Source organism: Novosphingobium cyanobacteriorum (assembly GCF_029436685.1).
Taxonomy (GTDB): Bacteria; Pseudomonadota; Alphaproteobacteria; order Sphingomonadales; family Sphingomonadaceae; genus Novosphingobium; species Novosphingobium cyanobacteriorum.
In genome coordinates this window covers 14,304-26,614 of sequence record NZ_JAROCY010000019.1, presented here as the reverse complement: position 1 = coordinate 26,614, position 12,311 = coordinate 14,304, and the positions used below count along the sequence as shown (strand labels likewise).

The following is a 12,311-nucleotide window of genomic DNA, read 5'->3' as shown; positions in this document are numbered from 1 at the left end:
AAGCACGTCAGGAGTTGCGCATGACGCCGCCGTCATCGCCAGGCAAATCACCAAGACCCAGCGCAGCCACCGCATCCGTGTCGTCCCCCACCGCATAATCCGACCAACCAGAATCAAAGCGTGAAGCCGCTTCGACCGGAAAAGCCATTAAGCATGTTGCAGTGCGGTAGCGCAACCGGATTCATGAAAGTCCCGGGCTGCCTGTCGGGTCGACGTCAATACTGTCCGAGCAGTACATACATTCGGCAGATCGGCAGCACACGATCAAGGACAGTTTGCCGCAATTGTCGCGACGATTCTTCAGCGCGCAACTTCGGCGTCAGCTTGCTTGCATTCTGTCAATACGCGTTCTTATGGACCAGCACCGCGAAGGTGCGCATGATGATGAGGATATCGTTCCACAGCGTCCACCGCGCCAGGTATTCCAGATCTGCGGTGACGCGGTCGGTCAAGTCGCGCTTGTAGTTGGTCGCGCCGCGAAAGCCCTTGACCTGCGCGAGGCCGGTAATGCCGGGCTTGCAGGCGTGGCGCTGCCAATAGCGGGAATCGATGTCCCAGAAAAGCAGGTCTTCGGCTGTCGAATGGATGGCATGTGGGCGAGGGCCCACGACGCTCATGTCGCCCTTCAGGACATTGAACAGCTGCGGCAGCTCGTCGATGCTGGTTGCGCGGATGATACGGCCAACCCGCGTCACACGCGGATCGCCCCGCTGGGTGGATCTGGTCCCCCCGTGGTCGAGTTGGTTGACGTGCATCGAACGGAACTTGAAGACATAGAAGATTCGGTTCTGCCGGCCGATGCGTGGCTGGCGGAAGAACACCGGGCCTTCGCTGTCGAGCTTGATCGCGAGCGCGACAAAAATCAGCAGTGGTGAAAAGAACAGCACCGCCAGACCTGAAAACACGGTGTCGAACAGGCGCTTCATCAACCGGTCGCGCAGGCCCAGGGGGCCTTGGGCGATCACAAGCGTCGGACTGTTGGCGAAGCGGCCGATGCCCATAGGATGAAAGTCCGACAGTTCAGGCGCGACGACCTCGGCGTGGACATTCATGCCTTTGAGCACATGAGCCCAGGCTGCGCGACGCTCGGCAGGGCACTCGACGATCACGCGATCGACTTGCCCCAGAACCTGCGCCAGGCGGTCATAGTCTTCGGGACCAGGGCAGTCGACGTTGAAGTAGGCTGCGACGTCGATGGCCGGAACGGCGCGCTGCGGCGATCCCAACACGCCGTCACGCAAGACGAGTTCGGAATAGAGTGCGCCTTCAAGGCGTACCCGGCTGTAGCGCACGTAGAGAAGCCGGATCACAACCAGGGCCAGGGCGGCGTACAGCATGCCTATGGCGACTTCGATGCGCGAAAAGCGCTCACCGGCCTTCAGCAGGAACAGCAGGGTGGCAAGCGTCACCGAAGCGATCGCGAGCGCGCCGATCGAGCGGCTGACGGTGTAGGTGTGGGAAACGAGCACCATGCCAGAGTAGGCGCGCATGGCCGAACCACAGATCAGGTAAAGCAGCAGTGTGGCGATGACGAGTACGCTTGAGTCATTTGACCAGGACGTGCCGAAGCGGGTCAGGCTGCTTGCCGAAAAACCGATCGCGATCGCCAGAAAATCCAGCGGCAATAGCGCAAATGCGAGCCGCGCACGCAGCAGTGCCTTGCTGTGACCCTTGCGCGTCGACGCGGTACTCGCGCTCGTCATACCGTTGAACGTCGCCTGGTCGCTCATGAGCCCCAACATTCCATACCCCTGTCGCCGCCGAGCCGTGCCATTGCACATTCGTATCTTCGAAGCAGCCATCAGCAGCTTCGTTTCGCGCTTCGACCAGCGTTGAGCCAGAAGACGGTTCCTGGCCAACCCGATCTTACATGATATGGTTAATTATCCGTTATCCACAAACCCGCATCGGTTGTTCCGTTCCAGTCATAGCGTAGCCCCAAGAATGAAAGCGTTCTGTGACGGTCGGCACATCCGCAAGCGATCGGCGGCTGCGGGATTGCGTTGAGCATATGGCTCCTGGATTCATTGGCTAGAGCGTCCTCGTTGCGCCGTGATCTTTCGCACTGCAGCATAGCATATGCAAGGCCTCCGACGAGCCCCTTCTAATTCGTTTCACCCGATTATGGCCATTCCTGCGATAGCCGGTGATTTGGGCGCGGCGGGCCGAACTTGCCGTAAGGGAATCCGCAATGATAGTTAACGGTGCAGCGCACAAGACGCATCCTGCATACTAGAAAACTACAAAAAATCGGATCGTACACCTTATGGCCGGAACCACCATCACGCTCCCTGCGGGCGCGACTGAATCCACAATTCAGGCTGCATTCGACAAAGCCAGGGATGGTGACACGATCATCCTGCCCAAGGACGCCGTTATTCAAGTCCGAGAGGGGCTTTCGCTCGATGTGAGCAACCGGTCGGTGACCGTCGACCTCAACGGTGCAACCCTGCAACAGGCCGGTGACGCAACTGTTCTGAGCGTTCAGGGTGGCCACGTCGATGGCGTTTCCGCCAAGATCGGGAGCCTATCGGGCGGACAGGTCACGGTGGCGTATTCCGGAGCTTCGAATGTCAAGGTCGGTGACTTCGTCAAGATCTATTCCGATGACGAGATTCCCGACGACCAGGGCGCGGCAACAAGGCTTGGCCAGGCGATGAAGGTCGTTGCCGTCAACGGCAATACCCTCACGCTCGAAGGTGATCTTCACTACGCCGCGCTTTACAAGACCAATGTGCGCGCTTCGGCCTACGAGAGCGGCAAGGCTGTGGTCACGAACGGCACGGTGCGTGGCGACCAGAGCCACCCAACCTGGACCAACAATCTGATCGACCTGCGCAGCACGGTCGATGCCACCATCGACAAGGTCGTGGTCCGCGATGGCAACTCGATGGGCATCAATTTCGTCGATTGCGTCAACGGGAAGGTCACGCAGTCCGCAGCGATCAATCTTACGGATGATCCAGCCAACGGCCACTTCGGCTACGGCGTCCACTCGGCGAGTTCGACTGGTACCACGGTCGATGGCTTCTACGCCGAGAAGGTGCGCCATGCGACCGATGACAATGCCGTCGGCCTGTGGGCGACACACGTCAACCCGTCGAAGTACGGTGCCGATTTCGGGATGACCGTCTCCAACGTGGTCGCCGTAGAAACGACATCCTTTGCCTTTTCGTGGCACAGCGAGGGCCGTTACAATGTCACGACCGACAGCCTTGTCTTTGACAGCTACGGTGTGATGGGCGGGCGCGGAGTTGACAACACTTTTGCCAATGTCAGCGGTTCGGGCAACGAGCGAGGAATCCTATTCTTCGAGTATGGCGAAGGGGACGGCAAGCGCATTTCTGTCTCGGATGTCTACCTCAAGGAACACTACGGTTTTGCCTATTTCAAGCAGAACAACGCCACCGACAATTCCATCGACAACAGCTATTTCGAAGTTCTTTCGAACAAGATCACCATTTCGCCGACCGATCCCTCGACCTCGATTACCGACACGACCGTCAAGGTCGGCGCCTTTGCCACCGACGAAAAGATCGTCGGCAGCAGTATAGGCGATCGCCTGCTCGGCGCGCTCGGGGACGATGTCATTTATGGCAATGGCGGCAAGGACCTGATCTGGGGTGGGCAGGGAGGCGATACGCTCTACGGCGGCTCGAGCAGCGACCGCTTCGCCTATCGCAACGTGAACGAGGCGGGCGATGTCATCAAGGACTTCCAGGCCGGGGCTGGGGGCGATGTCATCGATGTGTCGCAGATGTTCTTCCACTACGGCTGGAAGTCGACCTTGGGCCATGTCCGCTTTGTCCAGTCGGGGGCCGATACCCTGTTCCAGGTCGACCTGGATGGTGGCGTCGACAATTACGTGACCATGGCCCGGCTCGAAGGCGTTACTGCGAGCACAATGACGAGCGCCAACCTGTCGACCTCGCTGTTCGTCTCGTCGACGGGTCTCGACAAGGCCGGGACGATCACCTCGACCGATATCGGCACTAAGGAGCTCCCTGCAGCATTTTCGGACCTTATCGGTTATGCATTGCAGATTGGCACGACGACCTCGGCTATGCTCCTTGGCACAGATAGCTCGGATCTTCTGATTGGCAGTACCGTTGCCGATACGCTGACAGGCAACGACGGCAACGACGTGCTCGCGGGAGGTGCAGGCGCTGACATTCTGATGGGCGGGGCGGGCAATGATACGGCAAGCTATGCCAATGCGTCAGGCGGCCTGACGGCCAGCCTGATCAACCCTTCGGCCAATACCGGCGACGCCAAGGGCGATGTCTACAAGCAGATCGAGAACCTGACCGGTAGCGCATTTGCAGACAAGATAACTGGAAGTGACAGCGTCAACACCTTGTCCGGTGGCAGCGGGAATGATTTGCTGTACGGGCTAGGCGGCACAGATACATTGTACGGCGGAACCGGTTGGGACCAGCTTTTCGGTGGGAACAACAACGACCGCCTTTTCGGGGGATGGGGCAATGATGTGCTCACTGGCGGCGCTGGCTATGACAAGCTGACGGGTGGCTCTGGCGCGGACAAATTCGTATTTGACGCCCCGTCGGCCGCGTCTGATACGATCATGGACTTCGAGCATGGTATCGACAAAGTCGTATTGTCCGGCTCCGACTATGGCGTCGCGAGCCTCAGCAGCTTTTCCTTCGTCTCGGGTACGCGCCCGACCCCAACCAGCAACGCACCGACCCTGATGTACAATACCTCGAGCGGCGCACTGTGGTTCGATCCTGACGGGGTCGGCTGGCGCGGAGCGAGCCATGTTGGCGATTTTGCCAACCTGCCTGCCCTCAGCCTGAGTGATTTCATCGTGATTTAAGCAAGGTCAGCGATCCATCCGGTCCAAGCTGCGCTACTGACTGATCGTGTAGCGTATCAACAAGTTGTTGCCCTTCTGTCAGCGCCGACGTCACGCGGACTGTTTATCGCGCTGGCGGAGCGATTGTTGAGGTTCGTCGAGCGGCCACCGCCGACGAAATCTGCGTCGATACCTTCACCTTAGTTGGGGGAAACCGCTTGTTAACACTTGCCGTGCAATGAAACGTTAACCATAGGGAGGTCCCGTAATCTGCGGGTTTCGGGCCTTTTGCATAGCCTCAAGGTGCCAGGGCAGAGTGTCGCTCTGTCCAGGGCATCCTTTCGAACGGGTATCGGCACTGTGCCGGTAGACTTGTGGAAAACTGCCTGCGGGCGCAGCCCTGACCGGGAGGTTGCGACGCGATCGGGCGAGGACTCCTGGGCTTGTGAGGGACGATCGTGGCACTTCCGGTTTCTGGCTCGCCGACAACCACCTTTGCCGCAACGACCGACGGTCAGTTGCTCAAGGGAACATCGGGCAATGACGCGCTGATCGCCTATGGCAAGCCGGGTACGGGTCTCGGGACTCTCGTGGGCGGTGCCGGTGACGATACCTACACCGTATTTTCGACCAAGGTGCGCATCCTTGAAGATACGGGCGAGGGCATCGACAGCGTCAAGGCCTACTGGACCTATGCCTTGCCCGACGATGTCGAGAACCTCACTCTCATGGGCAAGGGGCCGAACAGCGCTATCGGCAACGACCTCGACAACATCATTGTCGGCGGCGTCGGCAAGAACGTCATCGATGGTGGGGCAGGGAACGACGAACTGACGGGCGGTGGTGGCAATGACACCTTTTTCGTCCAGGGGATCGACACGATCACCGACTTTTCCGCAGGCGACAAGGTCAACCTGCAGGCCTTTGGCAAGTTTACCGCCTATTGGCAGATCCGCTCTGCCTTGAAGCAGGTAGGAGCGGATACGGTCCTGACCATCGATCCCGCTAACAAGGTGATTTTCCAGAACACGCTGGTCACCAGCCTGACCTCGTCTTCGTTTGTCTATTCCAACCCGGTCAAGCTGTACAAGAATGTCTTTGCCGATGAATTCAACACCTTCAAGCTGAACCTCGGAACGGGCAGCACCGAGAACTGGTACCCGCTCTTCCCAAGGACGGGCCTCGCCGGGCATACGACAGTCGATCATGGCTCGGTACAGTATTTCACCTATCCTGAAGACACGGGCACTTATGGTCAGCCGATCGGGATCAATCCTTTCTCGTTGAAGGATGGCGTACTCACGATCAGCATGAACAAGGTGACGCCAGAAGACTCAGCGAAGATCTACGGATACGACTACACCTCGGGCAACATTGACAGTATCGGCAGTTTTCACCAGACCTACGGCTACTTCGAAGCGCGCGTGAAACTCGCCGCAGGGCAGGGCCTTCACGACGCCTTCTGGCTGCTGCCGATGGATGGAACCTGGCCACCCGAGCTCGACATCGTTGAGCAGCGCGGCAAGGACCCGACCCACGTGATCGGCGGCGTGCACTCGGGCGAAATGTCCACGGCGGGTCTCTTCACGATTCCGACCGCGACGACCGAATTCCACACGTATGGCCTCGACTGGGAGCCCGACTTCCTGACCTGGTACATCGACGGCGTGCCGGTGCGCACGCTCCCGACCCCGGCCGGCCTCGACAAGCCGATGTACATGCTGCTGAACCTTGGAGGCGGAAGCCCTTGGGCCGGCGATCCCGACAGCACGACGCCGTTTCCGGCGCAGATGCAGATCGACTATGTCCGGGTCTATGCCAGCGAGAATACCGTCGAGAAGGGCCTGCCGTTCAATACGGTCGGCACTTCGGGTGACGACATGCTTTACGGCACGATCCTTAACGACACGCTTGATGGCGCCGCCGGGTACGACGAGCTTTACGGCGGCGTGGGCAACGACACTCTGATCGGCAGCGGTACCGACCGTCTTGACGGGGGCTTTGGCGACGACACCTATATTGTTACCAGCGGCGACGAGACTATCAGCGAGGGTGGCGACAAGGGCATCGACGTCGTCAAGACGGCCAATGCCAGCTACACGCTCGGACTGAACCTCGAAAACCTCGTCTATACGGGTTCGGGCGCTTTCAACGGCGCGGGAAACTCCGAGGACAACCTGATCACCGGTGGCAATTTCGGCAACACCCTGTCGGGCGGTGCCGGCAACGACGTGCTCAAGGCCGGCCTTGGCGAAGATACCCTGAACGGCGGCGAGGGGGACGACGTCGAGTACGGCTATGCCGGAGACGATACTCTGCGTGGTCACGAGGGCAATGACAGCCTGTTCGGGGGCGATGGTGCCGACCTGCTCAAGGGCGATATCGGCAACGATGTTCTCGACGGCGGAGCCGGTGACGACCTCCTGATGGGCGAGGAAGACCAGGATACCCTGGTGGGTGGCGCGGGCAACGACAAGCTCGACGGTGGCACCGGCGCCGATATCATGAAGGGCGGAACCGGCGATGATTCCTACGTCGTCGAAAACGCCGGCGACGTGGTCATCGAGAATGGCGGCGAGGGCAGAGATGTGGTTCGCGTCCTGATCGATCGCTACGCTCTGTCAGGCAATGTCGAGAATCTCTCATACGGCGGCAGCGGCAATTTTACGGGCACTGGCAATGCGCTGGCCAATGCGATCAGCGGTGGCAGTGGCAATGACACCCTCGATGGAGGAGCCGGTGCGGATGTCCTTAGCGGGGGTGGTGGTGATGACGTCTTCTTGTTCCAGGCAGGCCAGGCCCATGGCGACAAGGTGACAGGCTTCACTGGAGCGGGCGTAGCCGGCGGGGACCGCCTCGTCTTCATCGGCTACGGCAATAGTGCGACCCTGACTCAGGTCGATAACAGCGACTACTATACCATCACCGCCGATGCGGCCCATGGCGGCTTCAGCGAAACGATCCAGATTTCCAACGTCAAAAATCTGGGCAGCGGCGATTATCAATTCAATTCGTCCGCTGCAGGCAACCTCGCCCCGACCCGCATTCTCGCCAGCCAGCTCGACATCGAGGAGACTGCGGCCCGTGGCACCGTGGTCGGCACGTTGACAGCTGTCGATCCCGATGCGAACGATTCGAGCACTTTCAAGCTCCTCGACAGTGCGGGCGGACGCTTCGCGCTGGATGGATCGGATATCGTGCTGGTCGGGCCCGTCGACTACGAGTTGCAGGCCAGCCACCAGATCAAGGTCCAGGCGACCGATTCGGCGGGCAATGTCCTGGTTGCAAGTTTCACCGTCACCATCGACAATGTCACGGTCGGTGATACCAAGAGCGGAACGGCCGGAGCCGACTACTTCACGTATGAACCCGATCTGACTTACGATCGGGTTGATGGCCTCGCCGGCGATGACACTTTCACGCTGGCTGCGACGACTGTCGAGCTCGGCGCTGACGGCAGCGACGCTGTGTTCAGCCTGCCTGCGTCTTCAACGGGCTCTTCGCTGCTGGCGCTCCCCGACGTTGCATTCGGCCTGGCCAATGTGGAACATGCCGTGATCACGGCCAATCGCCTGACGGTTAGCGGCAGCCTGGCCGACACGGCGCTGGCCATGGGGGAGCTGACGGTGAGTGGCACTAGTGGCTCTGACAGGATTGACGCGTTCCAGGCCGGGGTCAGGACGGTCATCGACGGGGGAAGCGGCAATGATACGTTGAAGGGCGGAACCCTCGACGATTTCCTCTACGGCGGATCAGGCAGCGACAAGCTTTATGGCGGCGGAGGAGCCGACATCATGGCCGGCGGTGCCGGAAGCGATATCTACTACCTCGATGACCCGGCCGACGTCGTCATCGAGAAAGCAGGCGAGGGAACTGACCGCGTCAGTTCCAAGTTCAGCTACACGCTCGGTGACAATGTTGAGAACCTGACATTGAGTGGCACTTTCTCGGTTGATGGCACTGGCAATGAGCTCGGCAATGTCATTCTTGGCAACAAGGGCGACAATATCATCGATGGGGCTGGCGGAGCGGACACTTTGATTGGTGGAGCAGGCGACGACACGTTCGTCCTGCGCTTCGGCGAGGCAGATGGCGACGGGATCACCGATTTTGCTGGCGCGGGCCTCTCGGGGGGCGATTTTCTCAAGTTCGTCGGCTTTGCTGCTGGGAGCACGCTCGAGCAGCTTGATGGCTCGGATTTCTATGAGATTCACAGCTCCAACGGCGCGCTCATGGCGACAATCCAGATCGATAACGTGTTCAACCTCGATAAAGGCGACTACATCTTCGCCTGATGGCGGATCGAGGATGGCGGAGCGTGCGTCCCAGCTCGTTACCTCGGACGGTTCCGTTGAGCTGATTTTACTTTTGGCTGGCATGGAACCATCCTTTTGGGGAGGCGTTCACAGCCTGCACAAATACTCTTACTGAGCGCAATCTCTCGCATCAGCGAAAGATTGCGCTCAATTTTTGTGGTGGAATGTTTCGCCTGCTATGATCTTCGAGCGACTTTCGACCGTCTTTCAATTGGAGCGCTGGAGCCTTCGAGGCTCGCTGCCCCATGTCTTGTTGCCAATGGTGCAGGACAGGAAACCAGAAATTTACCGAATTGGCGTAGCTGTAGCCTGGGTTGGCGCGTGGCTGACCTGTGGCAGATTGAATTGATCGCCGCAAAGCCGGTTCCAAGGGTGACGGCTGGCTTTACAACCAGCAGATTATCCGTGCATATTGCATTGCACAAGGACTTGCGCTGCGAGGCGGCATCGAAAGGGGAACGATGAAGGTTGCTGTGCTCGGGTTGGGTTACGTCGGATGTACCGCTGTGGCGTGCATCGCTTCGCAGGGACACGATGTCGTCGGGATCGACGTCAGCGAAAGCAAGGTTGCGCAAGTCCGCCAAGGCCTCTCGCCAATCCGGGAGCCCGGCATCGACGAGATGATGTCTCAGGCTCATGCCGAGGGCCGAATCAAGGCGAGCACCGACGTGACCGGCCAGCTGGGCGACTGCGACCTCGCGATCGTCTGCGTCGGAACCCCCAGTGGCGTCGATGGCGCGCACAACATGAGTTACATCGTACAGGTAACCAGGCAGATCGCGGCTGCCCTTGGGGATCCGCGGGACCGTCCTCTTACAGTAGCCTACCGCTCGACCATGCGTCCCGGCACGATGGACCAGATGATCGCCCCGATTTTCGCTGGCGCGCTCGGAGACAGGATGCGCGAGCAGGTCGAACTGGTCTACAACCCGGAATTCCTGCGCGAAGCAAGCGCGGTCCATGATTACTTCAATCCACCCAAGATCGTGATCGGTACCGCGTCGGGCGCGGCCAGCGCCAACATGGAGAAGCTGCACGAAGGGATCGAGGCACAGGTTTTTCGCGTGCCCTTCCGCGAAGCAGAGATCACCAAGTTCGTCGACAACAGCTGGCACGCCGTCAAGGTCGCCTTCGCCAACGAAGTCGGGCGAGTCTGTCAGTCGCTCGGAATCAGCGCGACCACCGTGCACGATATCTTCGTGTCCGATACAAAACTCAACATCTCGCCCTACTACATGCGCCCGGGTGGTCCTTTCGGCGGTTCGTGCCTGCCCAAGGATGTCAGGGCATTGCAGTACATCTCCTCAGATCTTGGTGCCAATACGCCGCTCGTCGATTCACTCCTGCGCAGCAACGAGGCCCACAAGCATTACCAGTTCGATCGGCTCACGCGTTCGCTGACGCCGGGCGCGCGCGTTCTGTTGGTAGGCCTTGCTTTCAAGGCGGACACCGATGACTTGCGTGAAAGCCCGGCGGTCGACTTGGCGCGCAAGTTCCTCGACGCCGGCTACAAGCTTGAGATTTATGATCCATGCCTGACGCCTGAAAAGCTCGTCGGCCAGAATCTGGGCTATGCCTATGCCTTCCTCCCGACGATTGACAGCTTGCTTGTCACCAAGGAGGTCGCCGAGGCCAATACCTACGATCTCGTCGTTGCGACAAACCGGTTGGCAAGATCGCTGACATTGCGCACCGATACGACGATCGATGTCAGCGCCATTCCCTGAGAGGTATTCCCATGACAGCAATGGCATCTTCCGCAGGGATTCGACAACCGGTGAACCAGGAATTCCCGACCCATATCGAGGGTCAGCCCCTTGCCGGGCGCAAGGTTCTCATCATTGTCGAGAACCTGCCGCTGCCATTCGACCGGCGTGTGTGGCAGGAAGCGCGGACCCTCCGTGCGGCCGGGGCGCAGGTGTCGATCATATGTCCGACTGGCAAGGGCTATGAAAAGTCCTATGAATGCCTCGAGGGCGTGCACATCTACCGGCACCGCCTGCCGATCGAAGCCAACTCGGCCTTGGGATACCTTGGCGAGTATGCCGCGGCACTCTTCTGGGAATCGGTTCTGGCGTGGAAGATCTTCTTCACGCGCGGCTTCCATGTAATCCATGGCTGCAACCCGCCGGATCTGATCTTCCTCGTGGCGCTGCAGTTTCGCCTGTTTGGCGTCAAGTTCCTGTTCGACCATCACGACATCAACCCGGAACTCTACGAAGCCAAGTTCAACCGTCGCGGCTTCTTTTGGAAGCTGATGGTGTTTTTCGAAAAGCTCACTTTCCGCTGTGCGACGGTGTCAATTGCGACGAACCACTCCTATCGCCAGATCGCACTCGATCGTGGCGGGATGAAAGACAAGGACGTGTTCGTTGTCCGCTCGGGCCCGGACCTGTCTCGCCTCAAGGCCGTGGCCCCGGTTCCGACCTGGAACAATGGACGCAGATTCCTGGTCGGTTATGTGGGGGTCATGGGTGAACAGGAGGGTATTGACCTATTGGTCGATGCGGCCGACCACATCGTGCACAAGCTTTGCCGGCGCGATATCCAGTTCTGTCTGGTCGGTGGCGGGCCGAGCCTGCAGAGCCTCAAGGATCTGGTGGCAGGTAGAGGCCTTGCGGACTACATTACCTTTACAGGTAGGGCCGCCGACCAAATCCTCTTCGAGGTGCTTTCGACCATGGACGTCGGGGTCAATCCCGACAGGGTCAATGCCATGAACGACAAGTCGACCATGAACAAGATCATGGAGTATATGGCTCTGGGCAAGCCGATGGTACAGTTTGACGTTACCGAAGGCAGGTTCAGCGCCCAGGATGCGTCACTTTATGCGCGAGCCAATGATCCAGTCGATCTGGCGGACAAGCTGATCGAGCTTCTCGAGGATCCGGAGCGACGCACGGCGATGGGAGAATACGGTCGGCGCAGGGTCGAGAATGAACTGAGCTGGGCGCACCAGATCGATCATCTGATCGCAGCCTATCGCAGGGTGTTCCGAGGTTGAGCAGCCGAAGTTCAATACGTGTTGCACTCCGGCAACGCGCCCGGATACGATAAAACTTCATACTCGCAATCGCGGCAGACTGGTGCCACCATAGGCCGGAAGATTGCTCCGGTGTCTCGAGACTGGTGCTACTCTGTATTGATCGATTTTTCCGGTTCTGCCGGGCCCAATAAAG

General features: G+C 59.4%; 6 protein-coding genes. 4 read left to right on the top strand and 2 right to left on the bottom strand.

What is annotated here, in order from left to right:
• Positions 1–7 precede the first annotated feature (7 nt).
• On the bottom strand, positions 8–148 hold the full coding sequence (locus tag POM99_RS17380; RefSeq protein WP_277279754.1) for a hypothetical protein: 141 nt from the start codon (positions 146–148) through the stop codon (positions 8–10).
• A gap of 190 nt (positions 149–338) precedes the next feature.
• Positions 339–1,730, bottom strand: a complete 1,392-nt coding sequence (locus POM99_RS17375; protein WP_277279753.1) for an exopolysaccharide biosynthesis polyprenyl glycosylphosphotransferase — start codon at positions 1,728–1,730, stop codon at positions 339–341.
• Between the two features lie 536 nt (positions 1,731–2,266).
• On the opposite strand from POM99_RS17375, the gene POM99_RS17370 reads away from it, so the two are divergent.
• From POM99_RS17370 to POM99_RS17355, 4 genes are all read left to right on the top strand, one after another.
• Positions 2,267–4,837 carry a calcium-binding protein gene (locus POM99_RS17370; RefSeq protein WP_277279752.1) on the top strand — a complete coding sequence of 857 codons (2,571 nt, stop codon included), beginning with the start codon at positions 2,267–2,269 and terminating at the stop codon, positions 4,835–4,837.
• A 437-nt stretch (positions 4,838–5,274) separates the two neighbouring features.
• On the top strand, positions 5,275–9,111 hold the full coding sequence (locus POM99_RS17365; RefSeq protein WP_277279751.1) for a family 16 glycosylhydrolase: 3,837 nt from the start codon (positions 5,275–5,277) through the stop codon (positions 9,109–9,111).
• Between the two features lie 482 nt (positions 9,112–9,593).
• Positions 9,594–10,859: a nucleotide sugar dehydrogenase gene (locus POM99_RS17360; RefSeq protein ID WP_277279750.1), complete on the top strand. Its 1,266-nt coding sequence runs from the start codon at positions 9,594–9,596 to the stop codon at positions 10,857–10,859.
• 50 nt (positions 10,860–10,909) lie between these two features.
• Positions 10,910–12,136: a glycosyltransferase family 4 protein gene (locus POM99_RS17355; RefSeq protein WP_277279749.1), complete on the top strand. Its 1,227-nt coding sequence runs from the start codon at positions 10,910–10,912 to the stop codon at positions 12,134–12,136.
• The last annotated feature ends 175 nt before the right edge of the window (positions 12,137–12,311 follow it).

Coding starts and splice junctions, on each gene's coding strand:
- POM99_RS17380 (WP_277279754.1), bottom strand. CDS start 148: ATGGCTTTTCCGGTCGAAGCGGCTTCACGCTTTGATTCTGGTTGGTCG.
- POM99_RS17375 (WP_277279753.1), bottom strand. CDS start 1,730: ATGAGCGACCAGGCGACGTTCAACGGTATGACGAGCGCGAGTACCGCG.
- POM99_RS17370 (WP_277279752.1), top strand. CDS start 2,267: ATGGCCGGAACCACCATCACGCTCCCTGCGGGCGCGACTGAATCCACA.
- POM99_RS17360 (WP_277279750.1), top strand. CDS start 9,594: ATGAAGGTTGCTGTGCTCGGGTTGGGTTACGTCGGATGTACCGCTGTG.